This window comes from Streptomyces ipomoeae 91-03, from assembly GCF_000317595.1.
Classification (GTDB): Bacteria; Actinomycetota; Actinomycetes; order Streptomycetales; family Streptomycetaceae; genus Streptomyces; species Streptomyces ipomoeae.
Genome location: NZ_AEJC01000401.1, coordinates 21,521 through 48,437, shown reverse-complemented (window position 1 = coordinate 48,437; position 26,917 = coordinate 21,521). Strand labels below are relative to the sequence as shown.

Below are 26,917 nucleotides of genomic sequence, written 5' to 3'. Positions count from 1 at the left end.
CGGGCCAGATGCAGGGCCGCGAGCAGGTTGTTGCACCGGTTCAGCGTCATCCCGCAGGCGAACGCCACCGCGGTCAGCCCCAGACCGTCCAGCACGGCACCGAGGAACCCGGCGTGGTCGTCGACGTGCGCCGGGAACGAACTCGTACAGACGATCAGCCCGTCGACCGACTCCCGTGGAGCGCCGGACGCGTCGAGTGTGGCGTTCCCACTGGCGACCGCCAGCTCGACCGGTGTGCGCTCGGTGCGGAAGAAGCTGCCCCAGCCCCATGTCCGGGGTGCCACGGGGATGGCGTACCGCGCCGCGCGGGCTTCCAGATCCTCGATGGCGGTGTACGGTTCCTCGATCTCGCCCAGGACGTACCGGGGCGAGGCGAGGAAGACCGGAGAAGTGTTCATCCGTCCTGTCTTCTCTTCCGTTCGGATTGCCGGTCGGGGGAGGGAGATAGGGGCCCGGGGCCGCGTTCGGCGGGCGTCCTGATGGCCGAAGGCCATGGACCGGAGGGCGGCCGGAGGGGATCGGCTAGGGGGCGAGCCGTACGACCGCGTGGGCCTCGCTGAGCACCTTGGTTCCGCCGCTGGTCACCACGAGGTCGACGCGGACCCGGGCGTCGTCGAGCCGCTCGGCGACCCGGCCGCGCACCTCGATCGAGGCGCCCCGGCCGTCGTCCGGGACCACGACCGGCCGGCTGAAGCGGGTGCGGTACTCGACGATCGCGCCCGGGTCGCGCACCCAGTCGGTCACCGTGCGGGCGGCCACCGCCATGGTGAGCATGCCGTGGGCGATCACATCGAGCAGCCCGGCCTCGCGCGCCACCCGGGGGTTCCAGTGGACCGGGTTGAAGTCCTCGGAGGCCCCCGCGTACCGCACCAGATCGCCCCGGGTGACCGTGACCGTCCTGACGGGCAGTTCGGTGCCGACCGTCACGTCATCGGCCCTGAACGTCATCGCGTCCACCGCCCTCCACCGCGCTCAGCGAGACGAACGTCATGTACGTGGTGACGACGTGTTCGCCGCCGGTGTCCGCGAGATCGGCGCGCAGGGTCAGCACGTCCTTGCCCCGCAGGGTCTTCGCCCCGGTGATCTCCAGCGTGGTCACCAGACGGTCGCCGACCCGGACCGGCCGGGTGTACTCGAACCGCTGGTCGCCGTGGATGAGATAGGTCGGGTCGAAGCCGATGTCCTCGTAGCTGAACACCTCGTGCATCGCACGGGCGACCACGACGAACGGGAAGGTCGGCGGCGCGAGGGCGGCCGGGTGGCCCAGGGACCGTGCCGCTTCCGGGTCGGTGTACACGGCGGCGGGGTCGCCCACCGCCTCGGCGAAGCGGCGGATCGTCTCCGGCTCCACGGGGTAGGGCCGCGCGGGCGGATACATCTTGCCGACGCAGCTCGGGTTCAGCGCCATGTCGCTCCATCAGGTGGAAGTCGAGGTGCAAGTCGAGGTGCAGGTCGCGGTGGAAGTCGGTGGGGATCCGGTGGCTGTCGGACGGCTCAGTCGTCCCAGTGCTCCAGGACCTTGCGGCGGACGTCTGCCGGATAGGCCTGGTCGAAGGAGCTGTGGTGCAGCCGGCCCTGGCCCCAGGCGGGCAGCAGCCCGTCGTGGACGACGCTGGGCCCGCGCATCGCCTTGCGTTCGTCGTCCGAGTAGCAGGCCATGAACGGCAGCACCACGCCGTCCCAGGCCATCCGCCGCTCCTTGGGGTGCAGCCGCGTGGCCAGCGCCCACAGCAGGTCGGCCTCGTCGGACGGATCGATGTCGTCGTCGAGCACGAAGGTGACCGGCATCATCGCGCTCGGCCCGCCGCTGTTGTGGATGACCTCGCCGATCCGCCGTACGAACTCCCCGGACTCCACGCCGGGGAGCACCGACCGCCAGTCGTCGGGCACGGTCACCACCGTCCAGTGCATGGCGGCGGGGAACGGCATCCACACCGTGGTCACCGGCAGCCCCGCGCCCCGCAGGGCGTGCAGCACGTTCGCGGCCCGCCCGGTGCCGGTCACGGTGTGATACTCGTCCGCCGGCCTGCCCTCGGGGACGATGGGCCAGATCGGGTCGTTCCGGTAGGTGATCGCCTCCACGGTGTACACCGGCTGCATCGAGGACTGGGTGGAGGCGTACCCGGCGTACTCGCCGAAGGGCCCTTCGAGGCTGTCGCGGCCCACCGACATATGGCCCTCGATCACCACCTCCGCGTGGGCGGGCACCTCCAGGTCGACGGTCTCGCACCGCACGACGTCGACCGGCTCCCCGTGCAGGGCACCGATGTAGCCGACCTCGTCCACGCCTCGCGGCAGCGGGATGCCGCCCACGAAGGGGATCGCGGGAGCACCGCCCTGCACCAGGGCGTACGGCATCGGCTCGCCCCGCTCGGCCCACGCCTGCCAGACCAGACCGAGGTGCTGCGGAGGCACCACCAGGCCCGTCATCCGCTTGCCGTCGAGCATCATGATCCGCGAGATGGACCAGTTGGTCCACGAGCCGTCGGGCATCTTCGCGACGATGACGCCCCAGGTGTTGAGATAACTGCCGCCGTCCTTCTCGTGGATGCGCGGGACGGCGAAGCGGTCCAGCGTCGCCTCGTCCCCGAGCAGTACGTTCTCCTTGCAGGGCGCGCTCTCGCGCGGCACCGTCCGCGGCGGTACGGGCGCGGCGTCACGGGTGCGCACCAGATGCTCCACGAGCGCCGCCGCACCGGTGTCGGGCGGCAGCCCGACCGAGAGCGCGAGCCGGGCGAGCCGCATGTCGGGCCGGGAGCTCACGCCCGCCGGCGCGCCGAACATCCGCATCCCGATCCGGTCCTCCGCGACATTCGTGAACAGCGGTGCGGGAGAGCGGATTTCATAGGAGCGGCGGGTGATCGCCGCGGCCTCCAGGTCCGCGCTGACGGGCCGGCCGATGGTCTTCAGATCACCGAGGGCGGCGAGCGCGTCGGTGTACTCACGCAGGTCGATGAAGTGGCTCATGGGGACGGCCCTCCCGGGCGTTCACGGTGACGGAGCTGTGGTCGAGGCCGACGGCCGCCGGGGTCGGGGGCGCAGCCGTGTGCGCTTCCGGCAACCCCTGCCACCGGCGTGCGCGGCCCGACGCGATCCCGAACTGGTCGAGGACCCGGGCGACGATGTGGTCGACCATGTCGTCGACGGTGGACGGTCGGTTGTAGAAGGTCAGCATCGGTGGCAGCACCACCGCGCCCATCCGGGACAGGGCCAGCAGATTGTCGAGATGGATGTCGCTGAGCGGGGTCTCCCGGGGCACCAGCACAAGCTTGCGCCGCTCCTTGAGCGTCACGTCCGCGGCCCGTGCGACCAGGCCGTCGGCGTACCCGGTCCTGATCGCGGCCAGCGTCTTCATGCTGCACGGCATGACGATCATGCCGTCCACGGGGAAGGAGCCGGACGAGATCGCGGCCCCCTGGTCGTCGGGGGAGTAGCTGACGTCCGCGAGGGCGCTCACCGCGCGCCCGGTGAGTTCGGTCTCGACCTTCAGCGTCGAGCGCGCCCACCTGCTGACGACCAGATGGGTCTCCACCTCGTCGTGGAGCCGCAGTTCCTGGAGCAATCGCACCCCCAGCACCGCGCCGGTGGCACCGGTGATGGCCACGACCAGTCGCATCGACGCCTCCTTCGTCCTCTGCCGTTTCGCCGTACGCCGCGCCGTTTCGCCGTACGCTCTGCTGCTTCGCCGTACGGCTTCCGGGCGGTCCCGGACCTCGTACGGGCCGGGGCTACTTCAGGCACGCGCGGAACCGGCAGACCGACGCCCCCTCGCGCATGCACTCCACGACCTCGTCCGTGGCCCGCACCCCGATGCCCTCGAACCAGCCGGCGCGCAGCTCCATGCACGGGCACTGGTAGCCCTCCAGGGAGCGGCTGGCCTTGAGCATCCGCAGCGCGAAGTGCTCGCTGACGACGGTCTCCCAGGTGCCGTCCTCGCCGAACTCGGTGGACTCCAGCCGCACCATCGACCGGGTGAACATCAGTCGGGCCAGCGCCTCCAGCGTGGCGGCCACGTCCTTCGGGGAGCCCTCCGGGTCCGTGGGGTGCTGCCGGGCGTAGACGGTGGCGACGCGCCGGGCCACGAACTGCATCACCTCGGCGTTGAGTTCGTTGGCGATCTCCTGCCCGAACCGGGTCTTCACCGCCTGGTACCAGCGGGCGTCGTGCAGCCACCAGGCCTGCCGCAGCAGGGCGATCTCCTTGGACAGCGGGAAGTCCCGCGCCGTCTCCGTCATACCGCCTCCCCGGCGGAGACCAGGAGCGCCTCGGCCCGGTCCGGCCGGTCGTCCCGTGTGGCGAGTTCGACCAGCACCAGCAGGACGTCTCCGGCGCTGCCGTCCTCGATCAACAGCTCGGCCAGATCCATTCCCTCGGCCAGCGGGTCACCGGCCGGGCTGATGCAGATGACCGGACCGCCGAGGTCCCAGCGCGCCGACACGACACCGAGGACGGCGCTGGGCACGGACTGGTAGAAGAGCAGCGGCGAGGCCTTGGTGCCCGTGTCGACCGATCCCGTGACGGCGGCCTCGGTGGCCATGTCGCCGAGCTGCGTCACCAGGACCATCGCGGTCCCCTCGGCCCGCTCCGGCGGGGCCGGCGGCTCACCGTGGTGGCCGCTCAGACAGCGGTCGGCGACATGGGCGATGATCGGGGCGAAGGGCGAGGCCGTGAACCCGGGGAGGTTCGGGGGCCGTTCGTCCCCCTCGGCGGACCAGCTCGCCCGCCCCAGTACGGTCAGCCGCGAAGCGGTCGTCGTCGCGGTCCGGTTGGAAGTGGTCGTCGTCGCCGTCGAGTTCGAAGTGGTCGTCGTCATGCGGCACTCACCACCAGCGCGGTGTTGGCTCCCCCGAAGGCGGCGTTGAGGCTGAGCACATGCCGTGCCTCACGTTTCCTGGGGGAGTCGAGGACGAGATCGAGTCGGCAGTCCGGGTCGGGCCCGAGATAACCGGAGTTGACCGGCAGGCTCCCCAGCTCCAGGGCGAGCAGACAGATGACGAACTCCACCAGACCCGCGGCCTGCAGGGCATGCCCGTGCATCGACTTGGTGGAGCTGACCGGGATACGCTCCGCGTGTTCCCCGAACGCGCGGTGCAGGGCCGCGGTCTCGGCGGCGTCGTTGTACGGCGTGCCGGTGCCATGGGCGTTGACGTAGTCGAGGTCCTGCGGGCCGAGCCCCGCCCGGTCGAGCGCGCGGCCGATCGCGCGGGCCATGCCGAGCCCCTGCGGGTGCGGTTGGCAGACGTGGTGGGCGTCACCCGCCATGCCCCAGCCGGTGAGATGGGCCAGCGGCCGCATCCCGGTACGGCTGTCCGCCGCCTCCAGCACCACGGCACCCGCGCCGTCGCCCAGCAGCAGCCCCTTGCGCCCGGTGCTGAACGGCCTGAGCCGTCCGTCGGGTGCCAGGGCCTTGCCGGCGTTGAAGGTCGTGAAGGACTCCGCGTCGACGAGATGCCCCGCGGCGACCACCACCCGGTCGTTGCGGCCCGAGGAGATCAGGGCCGCCGCCTCGGCGATGGCGGTGCTGGCGGCGACGCATGCGTTGATGTAGGTGCGCCCGGCACCGCCGAGGCCCAGCTCGCGCGACAGCCGCTGCGCGGTGTCACTGATGGGCCGGGACTCCTGGTCCTCCCTGGGCAGCCGGGACACGGCGGGATCCGCGTGCCGGGCCACGACGAGCGGGGCGTCCGCCCGTTCGCTCTGCGAGAGGCCGGCCTGTTTGCAGGCCTCCTCGGTCAGCGCCACCAGCTCCGTGTCCAGATCGAGCCCGGGATCGGCCTGGGCGGCGACACCGACCCGGTATCTGCTGGTGTCGAACCTGGTCACCGGAACGAAGGCGGGGACACCGGAGTAGATCCCGTCGCGCAGCGCGTCGACGCCCTGCCCGTACCCGGTGGTCACCGCCATCCCGGTGACGGCGACCGTCCGGCCCGTGCGGCCCGACCCTGCTTGCCTGTTCACCTGAAGCCTCCCAGCGTTTCCGTCGAGGCCGGCTGAGTCGGCCGGACAAATGTCCGCGGCCGGATTCGGCCGGGTAGCGCGGCGGGATTCATCGGGCCCGGAGACGAATTCCGGTCGAGGGAATACCGCTGTGCGCTTTCTTTTCGGCGAATTACGGTCGGTCGTGTGGCCCGGAACACGTCAGTGCCCCATTCCCATACCGCCATCCACGGGGACGACCGCTCCGGTGATGTACGAGGCTTCGGGGGAGGCCAGGAACCGGACCGCCGCGGCCACCTCCTCCGGGTCCGCCATCCGGCCCAGGGGGATCTGGCCGACGATCTTCTCGCGCTGCCCGTCGGTGAGGGCTGTGCTCATCGCGGTGTCGGTGAGCCCGGGGGCCACCACATTGACCATCACATTGCGCGGGGCGAACTCCCGGGCGAGGGACCGGGCCATGCCGATCAGCCCCGCCTTCGAGGCCCCGTAGTTGACCTGTCCCGCCACACCGCTGAGCGCGGCGGTCGACGAGATGATCACGACACGCCCGGCCCGGGCGCGCATCAAGTGCCTGGCCGCACGCTTGACCACCCGGTACGTCCCCGTGAGGTTGGTGTCGATCACCGAGGTGAAGTCCTGCTCCTTCATCCGGATCAGCAGGGTGTCCTTGGTGATGCCGGCGTTCGCCACCAGTACCTCGACCGGGCCCTGCTCCGCCTCGACCTTGTCGAACGCCTCGTCCACGGCGGTGGCGTCCAGGACGTCGCAGGGCACGGCCAGCAGGCCGCTCGGAGGTTCGCCCGAGCGATAGGTCACCGCCACCCGGTCACCGTCGGCGCTGAGGCGCCGTGCCACGGCCAGGCCTATTCCGCGATTCCCGCCGGTTACCAGGACAGATCGGCTCATGAGCAAAATCTCCAGCCCGATGGTCGTGAAAAGCGTCGAGAGCGCCGCCCGTTGCGTTCCCTCCCCCTCGCGGCTTCGAGCGGGAGACACCCCGGCACGGCGGGAAACCGGATGCCGAGCGCATCCGCGATTCCGCACCGGGCGGGCAGTAGAAATCTCATCGCAAGCGCCCGGGAATTTCCACGGATCACGGTGTGCCTCGGACGTGCCTCGGAAACCGGCGCTCCCACGGGGCACACCCGAGGCACGTTGACTTGGCACCGCGGAGTCGTTCCACGCGATGCCGCGCGGCAGAGCCACTCGGCGATGTCTGCGGGGCCGTGCCAGGGCGGCGTGGGGGAGCCGTGTCCCGTGCCAGGGAGGTGTTCGCGGAGCCGTGCCAGGGCAACTGGGGACCCCCGCAACGACGATCGGCCGCCCGGCACCGGTCTTTCGGTGTCGGGCGGCCGGGGGGCACCGCCGTTGTGCGACCCGGGCCGCTGTCGTCGCGGCCGGGGCGTGGGGTCGTCACTCGGACGACAGAAGCTGCCTCACCTCCGGTAGATGCGAGTACGCGCGCAGAGCGAGCCGTACCCGTTCGGACGCCGCCGCGCGGACGCCGCCGAGCAGCGTCGCCGCCTCCGCCACGGCCTCCGCTCCGGCCGCCGCGTCCCCGAGCGCGACCTGTGTCTCGGCGGCGCGCAGCAGATACAGGGCCCGCACACAGGGCGGCAGCCGCAACTGGGGTACCTGCTCGGACAGCACCGGCTCGAAGCACTTGAGCGCGCGATCCGGCTGGCCCAGCTCCAGCAGGGTCACCCCGTCCATCAGCTGGAGCCAGCTGTCGCAGCGGATCGGCAGGATCGGCATGCGGCTCGCGTGGGGCTCGGTACTCAGTGCCAGACGCCCTTCGAGCAGTGCCCTCTTGCGGCCCAGGTCGTCCCCGCGCTGGGCGTGGACACGGGCGGTCTGCGCGTGGATCAGTGCCGTCAGCGCCGGATCCTTCACCCTGACCCGGCGACGGCTCAGCAGCGTCCTGGCCGAGGTGAGCAGTTCGGTGGCCTCGTCGTGCAGATGCAGGTCCAGGTACTGCGCGGCGTGCAGCGTCACGATCGCCGCCGCTGTCTCCGCGTCAGCGGCGGCGGTTGCGCAACGCAGCCCGGCGACGTAGTACCGCTGGGCGCTGACGTGTTCGCCCTGCAACCGGGCGATGAATCCGCACAGGGCCAGCCCCTCCGCCGCCAGGGTCAGCAGGCCCTGGCCGTTGTTGAGCACGTCGGGGACGGCGACGAAGTGGTCGGCCAGATGCCGCAGTTCCTGCTCGCTGGCGGGCACCAGCCAGCCGGCGGTGAATTTGCCCGCGAACATGTGCAGCGTACGGAGCCGGGTGCAGGCCTGGAGCACGGAGCCGGGTTCGACCTCCGGGCCCGGCTCCCAGGGCCCCGCCGGGGTGCTGTGCGAGAGGCCCACCGGGGACTTCGCCAGCTCCTCGGTCATGGCGTCCAGCCAGTTCTCCGCCAGCGACTTGGCCGCCCAACCGGTCGCCAGCAAATACCCCTGCTGAGTCTGTTGCCGCGCCGCGACGGCATCGAGGATGGCCTCGGGCACGGCCGAGGTCGTCCACGGTAACTCCAGTTGTCGCGCGTCACCGTGGGCCAGGTGCAGCCAGTCCGGCCAGTCCAGTCTGGACACCTCCTCCTCCGGGACGGCGTGGATGTGCGCGATCGCGAGCTGGGCGGTCCGCTCGGGTACCGCTCGGCCCGCCTCCCAACGGGAGACCTTCTCCCGGCGTGCCGCCATATGGCCGAAACCCAGTTCGGCGTGGGTGGCGGCGATCAGACGCGCGTACTCGCTGTGCGTGTAGCCGGCCTTGGCGCGCAGCGCGGCCAGAGGGTGACGGTGGCGGGTGGACGAAGCCGTGCTTTTTTCTTCTCTGAACATTGAATGCTGTGCTCCTCGGTGACACGTTTCGCGTGCGGCGGTGAGGGGTACAGGCCACGCCCGGGCTGAGTTCCGGGCCGGTCAGACCGTCAAGGGGGCGGTGTCCGAGTCGCGCGCCTCGTCGTGCACAGTGGCAGTGTGCGGTGGGGCGCGTGGGGCGGCGGAGCGTCATTCGTGAGGTGGGGGGGCTTTAATCGCGCGGAAATCAAAACGTAATCACAGTGTCCGCGTCGAGCTACTTGATCGGGAAGAGCGATTTCAGCTGTGTCGTCCGCCCTCGTCTAGGACGGCACGACTTCGTGATGTCCGGGCAGGCGTGGGGGCCCTCTGAAGGGCGTGAGCTCGGGCATGTCTTTTATGACAGACGAAGCGGGCCCTTCCGAACAACCCCCCGTAGTTGTCATCTTGAACACTTGAGCACGTGATCCGGCGCGCGAAGATCAGCCAATACTGCGCCTGTACCTGGACCTTACTTACTGGTAGCCTCCGGGCCGTCAGCACCCGGCCCCCGCTGCGGCGCTCCCCTCCGCAGTCGACGCCGACAAGGAGCAACAGTCTTGCGCGAGTTCAGCGTTCCGGCCTTATACGACGTTCCCACGGACGGCAACCTGGTGGACATCGTCCTCCGGAACGCCGACAAGTACCCCACCCGGGCCGTGCTCGCCCGCAAGATCGACGGACAGTGGCAGGACGTCACCTCCACGGCGTTCCTCGCCGAGGTCCGGGGTGTGGCCAAGGGTCTGATCGCCTCCGGTGTGCAGCCGGGCGACCGGGTGGCCCTGATGTCGCGCACCCGCTACGAGTGGACGCTGCTGGACTTCGCGATCTGGTGCGCGGGCGCGGTCTCCGTTCCTGTGTACGAGACCTCCTCCGCCGAACAGGTCGAGTGGATCATCAGCGACTCGGGCGCGGTGGCCTGCCTGGTGGAGAACGCGGCGCACCAGGCCGTGGTGGAGGAGGTGCGGCCCCGTCTGTCGCTGCTCAAGCACCTCTGGCAGATCGAGGCGGGCGCCATCGAGGAACTCACCGCCCTGGGCCGCGATGTGACGGACGCCCAGGTCGACGAGCACGCCTCGGCGGCCGGTCCGGACTCGGTGGCCACGATCAACTACACCTCCGGCACCACCGGCCGGCCCAAGGGCTGTGTGCTCACTCACCGCAACTTCCTCGCGGAGTGCGGCAACATCATCGCCCGCAACACGCCCCTGTTCCGCGAGGACTCCTCCATCCTGCTCTTCCTGCCGCTGGCGCACGTCCTGGCCCGGGTGGTCGAGGTCGGCGCCATGGTGGCACCGGTCAAGCTGGGCCATGTCAGCGACGTCAAGAACGTCACCGAGGAGCTGGGCAAGTTCCGGCCGACCTTCCTGCTCGGCGTGCCCAGGGTGTTCGAGAAGGTGTACAACTCGGCGCGCGCCCAGGCCCGGGCGGGCGGCAAGGAGAAGATCTTCGAACTGGCAGCCGACACGGCCATCGCCTACAGCCGGGCCCTGGAGACCCCGTCCGGTCCCGGATTCGTACTGAAGCTGAAGCACACGGTCCTCGACCGGCTGGTCCTCAGCAAGCTGCGCGCGGTCCTCGGCGGCCGGACCACCCACGCCATCTCCGGCGGCGCCGCGCTCGGTGAACGCCTGGGCCACTTCTACCGCGGCCTCGGCCTCACCGTCCTGGAGGGCTACGGCCTCGCCGAGTCCTGCGCAGCGACCACCCTCAACCCCTACGACCGTCAGAAGATCGGCACGGTCGGCCTGCCGCTGCCGGGCAGCTCGGTGCGCATCGCGGACGACGGGGAGATCCTGCTGCGCGGTGAGCACATCTTCAACGGCTACTGGAACAACGAGACGGCGACCGCGTCCGCGCTGGTCGACGGCTGGTTCCACACCGGTGACCTGGGCTCCCTGGACGAGGAGGGCTATCTCCGCATCACCGGCCGGAAGAAGGAGATCATCGTCACCGCCGGTGGCAAGAACGTCGCCCCCGCGGTGATCGAGGACCGCATCCGGGCCCACGCGCTGGTCGCCGAGTGCATGGTGGTCGGCGAGGCCAAGCCGTTCGTCGGAGCGCTGGTCACCCTGGACGGGGAGTTCCTGCCGCGCTGGGCCAAGCAGCACGGCAAGCCGGAGGACACACCGGTGGAGCAGCTGCGCAACGACCCGGAACTGCTCGCCGAGATCCAGCGCGCCATCGACGACGGCAACGCGGCGGTGTCGAAGGCGGAGTCGGTGCGGAAGTTCCGCATCCTCGACGTCCAGTTCACCGAGGCCTCCGGCCACCTCACCCCGTCGCTCAAGCTCAAGCGGAACGTGGTGATGAAGGACTTCGCCGACGAGATCGAGGCCATCTACGCACCCTGACCTCAGCACGAAGGCCGTCCACTCTCCTTCGAGTGGACGGCCTTCGTGGCGCCGGCTACTCGCCCGAAGGAGCGGGCAAGGCGGTGCCCAGGGCCACCGGGGTGCCGAAGTTCGGCGTGCCGTCGGCGTTCCAGGTGAACTTCTGGGCCCGGGTCGAGCGGTTCATGTCGCAGCCGCCGCTCGTGGAACTGTTGGCGTGGTACACCATCCAGTCCTCGGTGCCGTCGGGTGACTTGAAGAAGCCGTTGTGACCGGGACCGTAGACCCCGTTGGCATTGGACCGCTGGAAGACCGGGTTCGGTGACTTGGTCCACGAGGAGGAGTTGAGCGGGTCGCCGCCGTTGTAGGTGAGCATGCCCAACTTGTAGTCGGGCGTGGAGCAGTGGCTGGCGGAGTAGATGATGAAGGTCTTTCCGTTCCGTTGGAGGACCTCGGCTCCCTCGTTGACCGCACCGCCCACCGTCTCCCAGCTGTAGGTGGGGGTGGACAGGACGCGCCGGGTGCCGCTCGCGGTCCACGGGTTCGACAGAGGCCGGATGAACATCGGCTGCGAGCCGTTGTAGAAGGTGCCCAGCAGATAGAGCTGACCGTTGAGCTGAAGGATGCCCGGGTCCAGCTCCCAGGTGTTGTCCTGGGTGGGATCGAGCAGATCGGCCTTGAAGGTGTAGGGCCCCATCGGGTCCAGTCCGGCGCTCTCCAGGACATGGATCCGCTGGGTGCCCAGGTCGTACGGCTCGCGACCGGCCGTGTAGTAGAAGTACCACCGTTTGCCGCTGGGGCCGTCGAGCAGATGGAACTCGGGGGCCCACATCGTGCCCGCCCCGTTGGGCCGGGTCAGGTTGAAGATCACCTGCTCGGTGGCCGAGGCGAGCCCGGCGAGAGTGCTCGACTTGCGCATGGTGATCGTCGAGTTCCAGGTGGTCGTGGCGAGGTAGTAGTAGCCGTCGTAGTAGGTCATCCACGGGTCGGGGCCGCGCGGGACCAGCGGGTTGGTGAACGTCTTGGTGCCGGTGCCGCCGCCGGTGAAGCCGGGCAGCCGCCACACCCTGCCGTTCGCGGTGGCGCAGGGCAGTTGCACCAGGTTGGTGTTCGAGGCGGAGGAGCCACCGCTCGGGGTGACGCACTTGCCGGAGCCGACGGAGACCAGATTGAAGGTCTTGTCGGTGCCGGACACCGACACCGGCACGAGCCGCCACTGCTGGTTGGTGCCGTTGTGGCACGGCCACTGGATGATGGCCGCGTTGTCGGCCGTGGAGGCGCCGTACACATCGACGCACTGACCGGACTGCGTGGTGATCGTGTACGTGTCGCTCGTCCCCGCGACCGGGGTGAAGCCGAGGTTCTGGCCGGCACCGGAGGAGCAGGTGAACGCGCGCAGCTGAGTGCCGTTGGTCGTCGAACCGCCCGGCAGATCAACGCAGTTGCCGCCGTTCTGGTTCACTCCCGTCGTGGTGAAGGCGACGGCGGCGGACGCGGGCGGCGCCACCAGGAAGGCGACCGCCAGGGTGAGGGAGGCGAGGAGCGCGGAGAGCCATCCGGTACGAGTCACGGGCCGTACACCTTCGCTTCGAGGAGGCCGACGGAGTTGGTGCCGTTGCCGGTGAGCAGCACCCGTAGTCGTGTGGTGCTCGTGGCGGTGAAGGCGACGCTGTTGTACTGGTTTCTGGCCAGGGTGTACGTACTCGCGCCGGGCACGTCCACGTACGCGCTGCCGTTCCAGTACTGGAGCTTCCAGGACGCGGGCATGTCGATGCCCTGGTCGTCGTCGAAGAAGTACACCTCGGCCTTGTTCAGCGTTCTCGCCGACGGCCAGGTCAGCTCGGCCCACTGCTGACCCGACTCGGGCCAGGTGCCCCAGCGCGGGTTCACGGTGTCGTTCGACGAGGGCGGGTCGATCCCGTCGTTGACCGCGGTGACGGTCTCCCAGGGGGAGGTGTACGACGCCGTCGCCGTCGCGGAACCCGCCTGGTTGGCCGGTGGCTGCGCACCGCCCCGGTTGTACACCTTGACCTCGGTCAGACCCGTCTTGGCGCCGGAGGCGTTGGTGGCCAGGACCCGGACGCGCTGGGCGTCGATCGCCGGGAACCGTACGACGTTGTAGTTGGCGCGCGGGACCGCCGGGCTCCTGGTCTGGTCGGGGGCGTTCACCCAGGAACCGCCGTTCCAGTACTGGATGGTGTACGCGGACGGCGCCCGGTAGGTGGTGCTCGCCGGTCGGCTGTCCTTGAAGTACAGGCGTACCTCGTTGAGCGTCCGGGGGGTGCCGAAGTTCAGCTCGTACCAGTCCTGGCTGTTCGCGGAGCCGCCGGCGCCCCAGAAGGGCTCGTTGGTGGGGTAGCCGTCGACCGCGCCGGAGACGGTGGCACCGGAACCGGTGTGCGAGGCGGACACGGTCGCCCCGGCGGCGAGGTTGGTCAGGTCGGCGGTCAGATCGACGCCGGCCTTGGCGAGCATGTCGACCATCCGGGGGCTGTCCTGCACGACCTGGTTGGGGGCCTTCAGACCGGGGACGGCCGTGTGATGGGTGACCGTGCCGCTCGTCGTCACCTCACCCGTGGCCGGATCCCAGGTGAAGGGGACCAGCGAGCCCACGGTGGCGACCCGGTTGCCGTTGACGAAGATCGAGTAGCCCTCCGGGACCCCGGGGTAGCGCACGACCCCGTCCGCCGGGTCGTCCCAGACGATCGACAGATCGGCGCCCCGGTAGCGCAGGTTGTTGACGGTGAAGTGGCTCCAGCCGATGTCGATCGGCGAGAGCTCGACCTTCGCGTCATTGCGGGGCCGTAGCCCCGCCACGTCCTCGATCACCGTCCAGTTGCTGCTGCCGAGGATGTTGTGGTGGATCCAGGACCGGTAGTCGATGGAACTGCCGTTCCAGTCCGCCCAGAACTCGTTGGCGTCGGGCCACTGGGTGTTGCCGCCGACGTACTGCGCCCAGGTGTTCCAGTACAGGAGCTTCTTGTAGTCGGTCGCGCTCATCCAGGAGTTGGGGTAGTCGCGCAGCACCGAGGAGTAGAGCCGGAACTGGACGGTCGAGTTGATGGTGGAGAAGTTGTTCGAGCCCGGTTCGCCGGCCTCGGCCGCCGCCTTCTTGTCGACCTGGTTGGCCGTGTAGAAGGGGAAGACCGGGTACTGGGCCGGGTCGTCGTACAGCCGCAGCGCCTGCCGGTACGTCGCGGTGTTGGGCACGGCGCCGACCGAGAACGGGTAGTAGTTGTTGATCTCCTTCCACGGCACCCACTCGCCGGTCGACTTCAGCCGGTGCTCGAACAACTGCCGGTTCGGGTTCCACAGCACGTTCACGATCGCGTCCTTGATCTGGTTCGCGAGCGTGCGCATCTCCGTGGCCTTGGCCGTGTTGCCGATCGCCTCGTACGCCTGTGCGGCGGCGAGCGCGCCGCTGTACTGGTAGGCGGACTCGGCGCGGTCCATGTTGCCGGGCTTCCAGTGGAAGGAGACCGCGTCGGCGTCATTGCCGGTCAGGGCGCCCCAGTCGTACTCGATGAGCTTGTTGTTGTCGTGGTCGTAGTACGCGAGCTGGCCCTTGACGTCGCCCTCCGCGTAGCGGGCCAGGTTGGCGGCGATGCCCGGCTGGCCGCCGTGGATCTGATAGCTCTTCCACGCCGCCTCGGCGATGTACTGGGTGTAGCTGTTGGACCAGTTCTCCGGGTCACCCGGATTGTCGAGGAAACGCCCGCCCTTGGAGATCTGGCCGACGCTCAGCCAGTCCCCGTACGCGTAGATCGGGTTCCGCAGGTACTTGAGGTCGTCGATGTGCATCGGCTGGGTGAGCGCGATCGCGTTGTTGTAGCCGAGGACACCCTCGGTCGACGTGGGGAACTGGTACGTCTGCCCCGGGATGTCGGCGTCGAGGCTGTTGAAGCGCATCAGCCACCAGCGGTAGTAGATGTTCTTCTTGATCGCGGGCTCGGGCACGTCGATGTAGGGCACGTTCTGCGCCCACCACAGGTTGTAGGCCCGCACGTGGGTCGCGAAGGCGGTCGCGGGGGAGTAGCCCGCGTAGGCGTTGTACTCGGTGAGCGACTCGGGGATCTCGTCGGTGACGAAGCCCATCACCACCTTGACGGTCACCGTGGCGCCGGCCGCGATCGTCACCGAGCGGCCCAGACCACCGCTGGAGACCGTGAAGCCGTCGCCGGTGAGCCGGGGGCGGAGTGTGGTCAGGTTGTTGTACGCGTTGACCTGCCCGGTCAGTTCGCTGCCGGTGCCCGTGGTGGCGTACGGGGAGGTCGCCCGCAACTGCAGCGTGGTGGAGCCGCTGCCGTTGTTCCTGATGGACAGGTTGGTCACGGCGACGTTGTTGTCGGTGATGAACTTGGTCTGGTCGACCGTGACCGAACCGCTGGTGTGCACGCTCTTCCAGTGGCTCGGTGTCTGGCGGCGCTGGGCGACCTGTTCGGTGAAGGTGCCCGGGGTGATCGCCACCGAGTAGGCGTTGTTGTCGTTGATGCCCTCCCAGTAGGCCACGTTGCCGCCGAAGCCGAGCACCGCCGGGTTGTGGGTCTTCATGAAGAGCGCCCGGCCCCGGCTCATCAGCCAGGGGCCGGCCGGGTCGTTGCCGGTACGGGCCAGCAGCCGGTCCATCCAGAAGTCGGTGCCGGAACTCTCCGCGTCGTAGATGGCCTTCATCATGTCGCCCTGGGTGTGCGCGACGGGCGGGGCCGGGATCGCGGGGCCGCTGAACGTGGGGAACCCGATGGTCTGCGCGGCGGCGGCCGGGGTGGCGGTGAGGACGGAACCGAGCGTGAGCAAGAGGGCGACGAGCAGGCATCTCGTGCGCAGGCGTCGTACCGGTAAGGCGTGCGGTCTTCTCATCGGAGGCTCCCTGTCCCGTTGACAAAAGGCGTGTGCTCGCGATGGCGCCGACGTGCGGGGTCCGGAGACCGGGCTCCGGCGGTCACCGTCCGGTGGTGATCACGGAAAGTGACCTAAAAGGTTTTCGCAACGTAGGAGCGCGCTGAGGAAGTGTCAAGAGGGATGACTGGGGCGCGAGTTCGCCGAGCGCGTGGTTCAGGACAGGCGGGGGTTCCGGGGCCGGTGCGTCGGCCGGGGGTCAGGCGTGGCTCAGGACAGCGGTGCCGTCGAGCCCCTGATGACCACCCGGCAGGGCAGCGTCTCGACCCCCGTACGCCGATCGCCGCCGATCGCGGTGAACAGGGCGTGCGCGGCGGCGCGGCCGACCTGCTCCAGGTTCATGTCGACGCTGGTCAGCGGGGGGCGCGAACCGGCGGTCAGGACCTGCCAGTTGTCGAAGCCCATGACCGCCACGTCCTCCGGCACCCGGTGACCGCGCTCGCGCAGCACCTCCATGACGCCGCGGGCGATCTGGTCGCTGCCGCACAGCACGGCGTCGACGTCCGGGTGCTGGTCGAGCAGCAGCGCGGTGGCCGCCCGCCCCCAGCCCTCCGACCAGGCCCCGAACCGGGGCTCGCCGACCAGGGCGAGCCCGGCGTCGGCGAGCGCGGCCCGGGCTCCCGCGGCCCGGTCCTGGGCGGCGGCGTACCCCGGGTCGCCCGTGATGTGCGCGATCCGGGTACGGCCACAGGCGAGCAGATGTCCCACCGCCATCCGGCCGGCGTCGACGCTGTCCGGGACGATGGACAGGTCCTCGGGGTCGTCCGACGGCGCGTACGCGTAGACCACGGGGACCGGCAGCTCACGGCCCAGGGACGGCCGGGGATCGGTGCGGCTGCCGACCACGATCAGGCCGTCGACGCGGCGCCCGAGCAACGCGCGCACATGGTGCTGTTCGCGGATCGCGTCGCCGCGCGCGTCGCAGAGGAAGACCGCGACCTCGCCCGCCCCGAAGGCGTCCTCGGCGCCCATGAGGATCGGGATGCTGAACCGGCCCTCCAGATCGCTGGTGAGCAGCCCGACCGTGCCGGTCCGCCCGGCGAGCAGACCGCGGGCCAGCTGGTTGGGCCGGAACGCCAGCTGTTCGGCCGCCTCGATCACCCGCTGCCGGGTCTCGGCGCGCACCTGGCTGCGGCCGTTGAGCGCCTTGGACGCGGTGGCGACGGACACACCGGCCAGCCGGGCCACGTCGCTGAGCGTGGCGGGCTGCGAACGGGCGGGGCCGGCGGCCTGGGTCATGGGCGTCTCTCCTGTCTCGCGGCGCGTGCCGAGGCCGTCAGGGTGGCACGTCACACGTGAAACGGTACGCGAGTTGTTTCGGTCGAGATGTGTCCAGCCGGTTTTCACAGATTTCGGCCTACCCGGAAATCCGTTGCCTGCAAGGGGATTGACGGGCCATGGGGCGAGTTCTAGCTTTCAGAAAGCCTTTTCGGTTCGTTTTCCGTCGAGGGGGATCGGCATGGGGAGCACGACCGGACCACGTGGACGTCTGCGCCGCATCGTCACCGGTGCCGTCGCACTGCTCGCCGCCGGGAGCCTGATCACCGCCTGCGGGTCGGGGGACGGGGACTCGGGGGGCGGGGCAGGAGCCGGCGGCGTGAACGGGGTCGACGACGGCACCACGTTGACGATGTGGACGCGCGCGGCGACCCGGCCGCAGAGCGAGGCCCTGGTCAAGGCGTACAACGAGAGCCACGAGAACAAGGTCGAACTCACCGTCGTCCCCACCGACGACTACCAGGCCAAGGTCGGCGCCGCCGCCGGCTCCCGCGACCTTCCCGATCTGTTCGCCTCCGACGTCGTGTTCGTGCCCAACTACACCTCCAGCGGCCTCTTCGCCGACCTCACCGAACGCGTCGACGCCCTCCCCTTCGCCGACAAGCTCGCCCAGTCGCACATCAAGGCGGGCACGTACGAGGGCAGGAAGTACGTCGTGCCGCACACCCTCGACCTCTCGGTGCTCTTCTACAACAAGGACCTCTATCGCAAGGCGAAGCTCGACCCCGAGAAGCCGCCCACCACCCTGGCCGAGTGGGACGAGCAGGCCCGGGCCGTGGACGCGCTGGGCGGTGGCGTCGACGGCACGTTCTTCGGCGGCAACTGCGGCGGCTGCGGGGTCTTCACCTGGTGGCCGTCCATCTGGGCGGCGGGGGAGGAGGTCCTGAACGAGGAGGGCACCGAGGCCAACCTCGACTCCGCCACCGCCAAGAAGGTCTACGACACCTATCGCGGCTGGGTCGACGACGACATCGTGGCCCCCGGCGCACGCGACGAGACCGGCACCACCTGGACCGGCGTCTTCCCCAAGGGCAAGGTCGGTGTGATGCCGATGCCGTCCACCACCCTGGGTCTGATGCCGAAGGACCTCGACCTGGGGGTCGCGGCCATCCCCGGCCCCGACGGCGGCAAGTCCACCTTCGTCGGCGGCGACGCCATCGGCATCTCCGCCACCAGCGAGAAGACCGACCAGGCCTGGAACTTCCTCGCCTGGACCCTCGGCGACAAGGCGCAGGTCGACGTCGTCGCCGCGAACAAGGACGTGGTGGCCCGCACCGATCTCGCCACCAACAAGCACTCCGCCGCCGACCCCCGCCTGGTCACCGTCAACGAACTCGTGGCCCACGGCCGCACCCCGTACGCCCTGAAGTTCGGCCAGACATTCAACGACCCCAACGGGCCGTGGCTGACCCTGATGCGCGACGCCGTCTTCGGTGACGGGACGTCGGTGGCGAAGGACAACGAGGCGGTCACGGCATCCCTGGCCGACTGAGTGACTGAGTGACTGAGCGGCGGGGCACGGCACCGGCAGACGAACCACCCGGGCACGGCAGACGAACGGCGCGGCACAGCAGGTAAACCGCACAGCACGGCGGACGAACCGCCCGGCACGGCAGACGAACCGCCCGGCACGGCCATCGCACCACCCCGCACCGCGTTCCGGCACGATCCCCTCCACGTCGTACGGCTGAGGAGAGCCATGCAGGTGAAGGCGCCCGACCGACCGGCCACCGGGCACCGGGCCCCGCCGGAACGGGCGGCCCGCGGACCCCGGACACCCGCCTCCCGGTGGCGGCGGCTCTCGCGGTCCCGCAAGCTCCAGGGGCTCGGTTACGCCGCCCCCACCGCCGCGTTCGTCGCCGTCTTCTTCGTACTGCCGCTGCTGCTCGTCGGCCAGATGTCCCTCAGCGACTGGCCGCTGCTCGCCGGGGACCGGGGGAGCAACGCCCCCGAGAACTACACCGACATCACCGACAGCCCCCTGTTCTGGCCCGCCGTCCGCTTCACCCTCCTCTACACGGTGATCGTCACGGTGATCCTGCTCGGCCTCGCGCTTCTGCTGGCGCTGCTGGTGCAGGAGTCCCGCCCCGGCGCCGGCTTCTTCCGTACGGTCTACTTCCTGCCCGGCGCCCTGGGGCTGGCCTCCGCCTCCCTGCTGTTCTGGGGCCTGTACAGCCCCACCACCGGCCCGCTCAGCGGCGTCCCGGAGAAGCTGGGACTCGCCGACGACCCGGTGTCGTTCCTCGGCACACCGACCTCCGCCCTGCTGTCGACGGTGTTCCTCGTCGTCTGGAAGTTCGCCGGCTTCTACATGCTGATCCTGCTCGTGGGCCTGCAACGCATCCCCCACGAGGTGTACGAGGCCGCCCGGATGGACGGTGCGAGCCGCGCCCAGATCTTCCGCTCCATCACCCTGCCGCTGCTGCGGCCCTCCCTCGCCCTGTCCCTCCTCCTCTGTGTCACCGGATCACTGCTCGCCTTCGACCAGTTCTTCGTCCTCACCAAGGGCGGGCCGGACAACAGCACCGTCACCGTCGTGCAGTTGATCTACCGCGAGGCGTTCCAGCGGCTCGACCTCGGCACCGCAGCCGCTCTTTCGATCATCGTGCTGGCAGCGCTGCTGCTGCTCAACGTCCTCCAGTTCCGCGGCCTGCGCCGCGCCGACGAGTCATGACCCCGGAGGGAGACGAGTCATGACCCCGGAGAAAGGAGACCCGGTGCTCACCCGAGTCCTCGGCCGCACGCCGTACTACGTCGTCGCCGGAGGTCTGGCCGTCATCTTCCTCTTCCCCCTGCTGTGGAACACCTGGGCATCGGTCAGCCCCCAGCCCGGCACCGCACAGGACTCGGGCTACGGCCTCGGCAACTACCGGACGCTCCTGGAGTACGACGCCGGCCTGTGGCAGTACCTGCTGAACAGCACGCTCGTCTCGGCGCTCACCGTCGCCCTCACCCTCGGCGTCTCCCTGCTCGGCGGCTACGCCTTCGCCCGCTTCCACTTCCCCGGCAAGAACCTGCTGTTCCTGCTGACCCTGGCCATCCTGATGGTCCCGTACGCCACACTCCTCATCCCGCTCTATGTGCTGCTCGGCAGACTCCAGCTGCAGAACTCGCTGATCGGGCTGAGCCTCGTCCTCGCCATGTTCCAACTGCCGTTCGCCACCTTCATGATGCGGATCTCCTTCGAGGCGGTCCCGCGCGAACTGGAGGAGTCGGCGCTCGTCGACGGCTGCGGCACGGCGGGCGCGCTGCGCCGGGTGCTCCTCCCCGCCGTACGACCGGGGCTGATCACCGTGGGGCTGTTCGCCTTCCTCGCGGCCTGGAACGACTTCATCGCACCGTTGATCCTCATCTCCGACAGCGACAAGGCACCCCTGCCGCTGGCCGTGGCGAACCTGCGGCAACAGAGCATGGGCGCCGTCGACTACGGCGCGACCGAGGCGGGGGTGGTGGTCCTCGCAGTGCCCTGCCTGCTGATCTTTCTGCTCCTGCAACGGCATTACGTACGGGGCTTCATGTCGGGGGCGCTGAAGGGCTGAGACGCCTGCCCAACAAACGTTTGGTCCACCTGACAAACGTTTGGTCAACTACGGAAGGGACGAACCGAAGGCATGAACCCGTGAGGAAGCACACGACGCGCCCGCTCGTCCTGCCGGTGGCGCCGACCCGGGGCCGGCTGCGGCCACTCGGGCTCGACGAGGTCAGGATCACCGGTGGCTTCTGGGCCCGGCGCCGACACATCAACGCGACCGCCACCCTCGACCACTGCCGGGACTGGATGGAACGGGTCGGCTGGATCGGCAACTTCCGGGCCGCCGTCGAGGGCCGCGTCCACCGGGACCGGCGCGGCCGCGAGTTCGCCGACTCCGATGTCTACAAGCTGCTCGAAGCCATGGCCTGGGAGGCGGCCGGGCAGGGGCCCGGCGGCACGCTCGACGCGGAGATCGCCGCGCTCACCGACACCATCGCCCCCGCCCAGGAACCCGACGGCTACCTCAACACCGCCTTCGGCCGCCCCGGTCAGCAGCCCCGCTACAGCGACCTCGAATGGGGCCACGAGCTGTACTGCTACGGGCACCTGATCCAGGCGGGCGTCGCCCAGATGCGCGCCGGGGGAGAGGGCGAGCTGGCGAAGATCGCCCGCCGGGCCGCCGACCATGTGTGCGCCACCTTCGGGCCGGGCGGCATCGAGGCCGTCTGCGGCCACCCGGAGATCGAGCCCGCCCTGGTCGAACTGGCCCGGGTGACGGGGGAGCAGCGCTATCTCGACCAGGCCGCGCTCTTCGTCGACCGCCGGGGCCACGGCACGCTCGCCGACCCCGAGTTCGGCCGCGCCTACTACCAGGACGACATCCCCGTACGCGAGGCGACCGTCCTGCGCGGCCACGCCGTCCGCGCCCTCTACCTCGCGGCAGGCGCCGTCGATGTGGCCGTGGAGACCGGGGACGACGAGCTGCTGGCCGCCGTCGTACGGCAGTGGGAGGCCACGGTCGCCCGCCGCACATACCTCACTGGCGGCATGGGCTCCCACCACCGCGACGAGGCCTTCGGCGACGACTTCGTCCTCCCGGCCGACCGCGCCTACTCGGAGACCTGCGCCGGTGTCGCCTCCGTGATGCTCGGCTGGCGGCTGCTCCTCGCCACCGGCGAACCCCGCTACGCCGACCTCGCCGAACGCACCCTGTTCAACGTCGTCGCGACCTCCCCGTCCGAGGACGGCCGCGCCTTCTTCTACGCCAACACCCTCCACCGGCGCCGACGCGGCACCGTACCCACAGCGGACGCCGAGAGCCCGCGCGCCGAGGCCGGCCTCCGCGCCCCCTGGTTCGCGGTCTCCTGCTGCCCCACCAATGTGGCCCGCACCCTGGCCCTGCTGCCCTCGTACCTGGCGACGACGGACGACCAGGGCCTCCAACTGCACCAGTACGCCGACGCGGAGATCACCACGTCCCTCACGGGCGGCCACGGCGTCGCCCTGCGGGTCCGTACCGACTACCCGTCCGCCGGCCGGGTGACGGTCCAGATCGACCGGACCCCGGACCACCCCTGGACCCTGTCGCTGCGCGTGCCCGAGTGGACGGCGGGCGGCACCACGTGGCTGGTCGACCTGGACGGGACCCGTCGCCCGGTGCCCCCGGGTACGGCCCAGGTCACCCGCCGCTTCCGACCCGGCGACGAGATACGGCTCGAACTGCCCATGGCCCCCCGCTGGATCACGCCCGACCCCCGCATCGACGCGGTCCGCGGCACGGCCGCAGTCCAGCGCGGCCCCCTGGTGTACTGCGCCGAGTCGGTGGACCTGCCCGGCGGCCACGAGGTCGACGCCGTACGGGTGGACACGTCCGTCGCACCGCAGGACGGGCCCGGCACCGGGAACAGCGTCCTCGTCGCGGGCGAGCTCACGGCGCAGAGCGACTCACCATGGCCGTACGCACCGCCCGCCGACCCCATGACGACGGAGGCCGCCGACCGCACGCACATCGCCCTCGTCCCGTACCACTCGTGGGCGAACCGCGGCCCCTCGACGATGCGGGTATGGCTACCGATGACCGAGCACTGACGATCGGAGTCCGAGCATGCCCCAACCCCCCACACGCCGCCGTCTGTTGACGCTCGCCGCTGGAACAGCGGCGGCGGCCCCACTGCCGTGCACGGCCTCGGCGGCACACGCCGCCGCTCCCGAAGAAGCGCCGACGCGGCCCGCGAAAGCCGCCGCACCCGTCCCGTCCTCCTGGCAGGTCCGCCCCTTCCCCCTCGACCAAGTGACCCTCGGCGACGGCGTCTTCCGGCGCAAGCGGGACCTGATGCTCGAATACGCCAGGTCGTACCCGGCCGACCGCATCCTGGCCGTGTTCCGGGCGAACGCGGGGCTCGACACCCGGGGTGCCCGGCCGCCCGGCGGCTGGGAGACCTCGGACGGCAATCTGCGCGGCCACTACGGCGGCCACTTCCTCACTCTCGTCGCACAGGCGTACGCCGACACCCGGGAGGCGGCGCTCAAGGCCAAGCTCGACTACCTGGTGGGCGCCCTGGCCGAGTGCCAGCGGACCCTCGCGGAGCGCGGCAACCCCAGACCCAGCCACCCCGGTTTCCTGGCGGCGTACCCGGAGACGCAGTTCATCCTGCTGGAGAGCTACACGACCTATCCCACCATCTGGGCGCCGTACTACACCTGCCACAAGATCATGCGCGGACTGCTCGACGCGCACACCCTGGCGGGCAACGCCGAGGCCCTGACCGTCGCGTCGAAGATGGGCGACTGGGTGCACAGCCGGCTCGGGCGTCTGCCCAAGGCCCAGCTGGACCGCATGTGGTCGATCTACATCGCCGGCGAGTACGGCGGGATGAACGAGGTGATGGCCGACCTGTACGCCCTGACCGGCCGGGCCGAACACCTCGCCGCCGCCCGCTGCTTCGACAACACCGCGCTGCTGGACGCCTGCGCGGAGGACCGCGACATCCTCGACGGGCGTCACGCCAACCAGCACATCCCCCAGTTCACCGGTTATCTGCGGATGTTCGACCACACGGGGGAGGAGCGGTACGCCGACGCGGCCCGCAACTTCTGGGGCATGGTCGCGGGACACCGGACGTACAGCCTGGGCGGCACCGGTCAGGGGGAGATGTTCCGGGCCCGGGACGCCGTCGCGGCCACCCTGGACGACAAGAACGCCGAGACCTGCGCGACGTACAACATGCTCAAACTGAGCCGCCAGTTGTTCTTCCGGGACCCGGACCCGGCGTACATGGACCACTACGAGCGGGGGCTGACGAACCACATCCTCGCCTCGCGCCGGGACGCCCGCAGCACGGACGGCCCCGAGGTCACCTACTTCGTCGGCATGGGGCCGGGAGTCGTGCGCGAGTACGGCAACATCGGCACCTGCTGCGGCGGTACCGGCATGGAGAACCACACCAAGTACCAGGACTCGGTGTACTTCCGCTCCGCCGACGGCGGCGCGCTGTACGTCAACCTCTATCTGGCCTCGACCCTGCGCTGGCCCGAGCGCGGCATCGTCGTCGAGCAGACCAGCGACTTCCCGGCCGAAGGGGTACGCACCCTGACGTTCCGTGAGGGCGGCGGCACCCTCGACCTCAAGCTGCGCATTCCGTCCTGGGCCACGGAAGGAGTGACCGTCACGGTCAACGGGGTCCGGCAGCGGGTCGAGGCCGTGCCCGGTACGTATCTGACGCTGAGCAGGAGTTGGCAGCGCGGGGACCGCGTCGCGATCTCCACCCCTTACCGGCTGCGCATCGAGCGGGCCCTGGACGATCCCGCCGTCCAATCGGTGTTCCACGGGCCGGTGCTGCTGGTCGCGCGGAGCGCGGAGCAGGGGTTCCGGCAGTTCTCGTTCTACAAGGACTTCACCCTGCGGGGCGATCTCACCTCCGCGATCCGCCCCGAGGGACGGCCGCAGTACTTCACCACGCACGGTCTGACCCTCGCGCCGTTCTTCGTCGCGGACGGCACCCGCTATCACGCCTACTTCCGGCGGAACGAACCCGTCGTGGTGTTCGGCACGGCCGACTCCGGCGTACCCAACCGCGCCCGCGCGGACCGCCTCACCTTCCTCGACGTCCTCTGGGCGCGGGCGCCCTTCGCCACCTCTGCGGCGTTCGTGGAGGCGGTGCGCGTCCTCGCCGACGCCTGGGTGGCCGAGGGGTTGTTCAGCCGAGGCGAGCGGGACGTGGTCGTCGCGGCGGCGGTCCGGGCGAATCTCAGGCACTGAACGCGGACTGAACCCGCCCATCGGCTTGACGTGTACGTGGCGAAATGGGTTCATGGGGGCACCCGAATATGGGAGCGCTCCCATTACCCGTTCGATGCCTGAGATTCTCGGCGCTCACCCCCACTGGAGCCGCAGTGAGAACAGACGCAGCAAGAACGACAGACGCAGTGAGCACAACCACAGACGCAGTGAGCACAACGACAAGCGCGCACCGAAAGAGCCCTTTACTCATCCTCCTGGCCGCACTGGCGTGCCTCCTCGGCGCCCTGGCCCCCACCGCCGCCCACGCCCGGTCCGAGTCCGAAGCCCTCGCCACCGGCCTGCACATCAGCAACGGCCGGCTGCTGGAGGGCAACGGCAACGATTTCGTCATGCGCGGCGTCAACCACGCCCACACCTGGTACCCGAACGAGACCCAGTCGCTGGCCGATGTGAAGGCGCTGGGCGCCAACACCGTCCGGGTCGTCCTCTCCGACGGACACCGATGGGCCAAGAACAGCGCCGCCGACGTGGCGAACATCGTCGCCCAGTGCAAGGCCAACCGGCTCATCTGCGTCCTGGAGGTGCACGACACCACCGGGTACGGCGAGGAGGCCGCGGCCGGGACGCTCGACCACGCCGCCGACTACTGGATCGGCCTCAAGGACGTCCTCGCCGGCGAGGAGAACTACATCATCGTCAACATCGGCAACGAGCCGTGGGGCAACACCGACCCGGCCGGCTGGACCGCCCCGACGATCGCCGCGATCAAGAAGCTGCGCAACGCCGGTTTCGAGCACACGATCATGGTGGACGCGCCCAACTGGGGCCAGGACTGGCAGGGCGTCATGCGCGCCAACGCCCAGACCGTCTACAACGCCGACACCACCGGCAACCTGATCTTCTCGATCCACATGTACAGCGTCTTCGACACGGCCGCCGAGATCACCGACTATCTCAACGCCTTCGTCAACGCCAAACTCCCCATCCTCATCGGCGAGTTCGGCGGCCCCGCCGACCAGTGGGGCGACCCGGACGAGGACACCATGATGGCCACCGCCCAGCAGCTGAAGCTCGGCTATCTGGCCTGGTCCTGGAGCGGCAACACCGACCCGATCCTCGACCTGTCCATCGGCTTCGACCCGGGCCGGCTGAGTGCCTGGGGCCAGCGCATCTTCCACGGCGCCAACGGCATCGCCCAGACCTCCAAGGAAGCCACGGTCTTCGGCGGTTCCTCGCCCGACACCCAGGCCCCGACCGCCCCCGGCACCCCCACGGTCTCCGGCGTGACGGCCACCACCGCCACCCTCGACTGGCCGGCCTCGACGGACAACATCCGCGTCACCGCGTACGACATCGTCCGTGTCAGCGGCGGCTCGGAGACCACGGTCGGCTCGGCCACCACCAACTCCGTCACCCTGACCGGCCTCACCGCCAACACGGCGTACACCTTCGCGGTCTACGCCCGTGACGCGGCCGGCAACCGCTCGCCCCGCTCGGCCACGGTCAATGCCACCACCGCCGACACGCCCGCCGGGAACTGCTCCGTCGCCTACCGTGCCACCAACGAGTGGCCGGGCGGCTTCCAGGGCGAGATCGTCATCCGCAACACCGGCACCACCGCCATCAACGGCTGGACCCTCGGCTTCGCCTACGCCAACGGCCAGACCATCACCAACATGTGGGGCGGGACGCCGACCCAGAACGGCGGCTCGGTGCGCGTCACCGCGGCCTCCTACACGGCCAACGTCCCCGCCGGCGGCTCGGTGACCGTCGGCTTCACCGCGAGCAAGGGCGCCACGAACACCGCGCCGACCGCCTTCACCCTGAACGGCGCCACGTGCACGACCGCGTGACCGTCCGTCCGTAGGGCGCCCGTACGACCCGTACACCCGTACCACGTGGTACGACCCGTACGGACCGACCGTCTGTCCGACCGGC

General features: G+C 70.0%; 19 protein-coding genes and 1 pseudogene. 7 read left to right on the top strand and 13 right to left on the bottom strand.

What is annotated here, in order from left to right; translation table 11 throughout:
• The 10 genes and pseudogenes from STRIP9103_RS26350 to STRIP9103_RS26305 all read right to left on the bottom strand — a co-directional run.
• Window positions 1-398, bottom strand: a pseudogene (locus tag STRIP9103_RS26350) (3-oxoacyl-ACP synthase); the annotation flags it as partial.
• Window positions 399-522: 124 nt separating this feature from the next.
• A complete protein-coding gene (locus STRIP9103_RS26345) occupies window positions 523-948 on the bottom strand; it encodes a MaoC family dehydratase (protein ID WP_009323416.1) in 426 nt (141 codons plus the stop codon).
• Entirely contained in the window at window positions 929-1,408 is a 480-nt protein-coding gene (locus STRIP9103_RS26340; protein ID WP_009323341.1) for an FAS1-like dehydratase domain-containing protein, read from the bottom strand. The genes STRIP9103_RS26345 and STRIP9103_RS26340 overlap by 20 nt, the downstream gene beginning before the upstream one ends.
• A gap of 86 nt (window positions 1,409-1,494) precedes the next feature.
• Window positions 1,495-2,967: a UbiD family decarboxylase gene (locus STRIP9103_RS26335; protein WP_009323364.1), complete on the bottom strand. Its 1,473-nt coding sequence runs from the start codon at window positions 2,965-2,967 to the stop codon at window positions 1,495-1,497.
• Window positions 2,942-3,616: a non-oxidative hydroxyarylic acid decarboxylases subunit B gene (locus STRIP9103_RS26330; protein WP_009323418.1), complete on the bottom strand. Its 675-nt coding sequence runs from the start codon at window positions 3,614-3,616 to the stop codon at window positions 2,942-2,944. The genes STRIP9103_RS26335 and STRIP9103_RS26330 overlap by 26 nt, the downstream gene beginning before the upstream one ends.
• Before the next feature lie 112 nt (window positions 3,617-3,728).
• Window positions 3,729-4,235 (bottom strand): hypothetical protein, encoded by a 507-nt coding sequence (locus STRIP9103_RS26325; RefSeq protein WP_009323369.1) that lies wholly within the window; start codon window positions 4,233-4,235, stop codon window positions 3,729-3,731.
• On the bottom strand, window positions 4,232-4,813 hold the full coding sequence (locus tag STRIP9103_RS26320) for a beta-ketoacyl synthase chain length factor (protein WP_009323339.1): 582 nt from the start codon (window positions 4,811-4,813) through the stop codon (window positions 4,232-4,234). The genes STRIP9103_RS26325 and STRIP9103_RS26320 overlap by 4 nt, the downstream gene beginning before the upstream one ends.
• Window positions 4,810-5,958 carry a beta-ketoacyl-[acyl-carrier-protein] synthase family protein gene (locus tag STRIP9103_RS26315; RefSeq protein WP_009323397.1) on the bottom strand — a complete coding sequence of 383 codons (1,149 nt, stop codon included), beginning with the start codon at window positions 5,956-5,958 and terminating at the stop codon, window positions 4,810-4,812. The genes STRIP9103_RS26320 and STRIP9103_RS26315 overlap by 4 nt, the downstream gene beginning before the upstream one ends.
• A gap of 180 nt (window positions 5,959-6,138) precedes the next feature.
• Window positions 6,139-6,843, bottom strand: coding sequence for a 3-oxoacyl-ACP reductase FabG (fabG, locus tag STRIP9103_RS26310; RefSeq protein ID WP_048821009.1), 705 nt, complete (start codon window positions 6,841-6,843; stop codon window positions 6,139-6,141).
• Window positions 6,844-7,350: 507 nt separating this feature from the next.
• Window positions 7,351-8,763: a helix-turn-helix domain-containing protein gene (locus STRIP9103_RS26305; protein ID WP_009323372.1), complete on the bottom strand. Its 1,413-nt coding sequence runs from the start codon at window positions 8,761-8,763 to the stop codon at window positions 7,351-7,353.
• Between the two features lie 557 nt (window positions 8,764-9,320).
• On the opposite strand from STRIP9103_RS26305, the gene STRIP9103_RS26300 reads away from it, so the two are divergent.
• Window positions 9,321-11,114 carry an AMP-dependent synthetase/ligase gene (locus tag STRIP9103_RS26300; protein ID WP_009323405.1) on the top strand — a complete coding sequence of 598 codons (1,794 nt, stop codon included), beginning with the start codon at window positions 9,321-9,323 and terminating at the stop codon, window positions 11,112-11,114.
• A gap of 55 nt (window positions 11,115-11,169) precedes the next feature.
• Here the strand turns inward: STRIP9103_RS26300 and STRIP9103_RS26295 are convergent, their stop codons facing one another.
• The 3 genes from STRIP9103_RS26295 to STRIP9103_RS26285 form a co-directional block, all read right to left on the bottom strand.
• Window positions 11,170-12,663: a family 43 glycosylhydrolase gene (locus tag STRIP9103_RS26295; RefSeq protein WP_009323375.1), complete on the bottom strand. Its 1,494-nt coding sequence runs from the start codon at window positions 12,661-12,663 to the stop codon at window positions 11,170-11,172.
• Window positions 12,660-15,950 carry a discoidin domain-containing protein gene (locus STRIP9103_RS26290; RefSeq protein WP_009323362.1) on the bottom strand — a complete coding sequence of 1,097 codons (3,291 nt, stop codon included), beginning with the start codon at window positions 15,948-15,950 and terminating at the stop codon, window positions 12,660-12,662. Before STRIP9103_RS26290 ends, STRIP9103_RS26295 begins: the two co-directional genes overlap by 4 nt.
• A 249-nt stretch (window positions 15,951-16,199) precedes the next feature.
• Window positions 16,200-17,228, bottom strand: a complete 1,029-nt coding sequence (locus STRIP9103_RS26285) for a LacI family DNA-binding transcriptional regulator (RefSeq protein ID WP_009323403.1) — start codon at window positions 17,226-17,228, stop codon at window positions 16,200-16,202.
• 220 nt (window positions 17,229-17,448) lie between these two features.
• Here STRIP9103_RS26285 and STRIP9103_RS26280 point away from each other — a divergent pair, with 220 nt between their 5' ends.
• The 6 genes from STRIP9103_RS26280 to STRIP9103_RS26255 all read left to right on the top strand — a co-directional run bounded on the left by STRIP9103_RS26280 (window position 17,449) and on the right by STRIP9103_RS26255 (window position 26,832).
• Window positions 17,449-18,759, top strand: coding sequence for an ABC transporter substrate-binding protein (locus STRIP9103_RS26280; protein WP_048821008.1), 1,311 nt, complete (start codon window positions 17,449-17,451; stop codon window positions 18,757-18,759).
• Window positions 18,760-18,966: 207 nt separating this feature from the next.
• Complete coding sequence (locus STRIP9103_RS26275; protein WP_009323349.1) at window positions 18,967-19,941, top strand: carbohydrate ABC transporter permease; 975 nt, start codon at window positions 18,967-18,969, stop codon at window positions 19,939-19,941.
• 43 nt (window positions 19,942-19,984) lie between these two features.
• On the top strand, window positions 19,985-20,806 hold the full coding sequence (locus STRIP9103_RS26270; protein ID WP_009323345.1) for a carbohydrate ABC transporter permease: 822 nt from the start codon (window positions 19,985-19,987) through the stop codon (window positions 20,804-20,806).
• 80 nt (window positions 20,807-20,886) lie between these two features.
• Entirely contained in the window at window positions 20,887-22,827 is a 1,941-nt protein-coding gene (locus STRIP9103_RS26265; protein WP_009323368.1) for a glycoside hydrolase family 127 protein, read from the top strand.
• 16 nt (window positions 22,828-22,843) lie between these two features.
• Complete coding sequence (locus tag STRIP9103_RS26260; RefSeq protein WP_199790576.1) at window positions 22,844-24,997, top strand: glycoside hydrolase family 127 protein; 2,154 nt, start codon at window positions 22,844-22,846, stop codon at window positions 24,995-24,997.
• A 188-nt stretch (window positions 24,998-25,185) separates the two neighbouring features.
• Window positions 25,186-26,832 (top strand): cellulase family glycosylhydrolase, encoded by a 1,647-nt coding sequence (locus STRIP9103_RS26255; RefSeq protein WP_009323358.1) that lies wholly within the window; start codon window positions 25,186-25,188, stop codon window positions 26,830-26,832.
• Window positions 26,833-26,917: the final 85 nt, after the last annotated feature.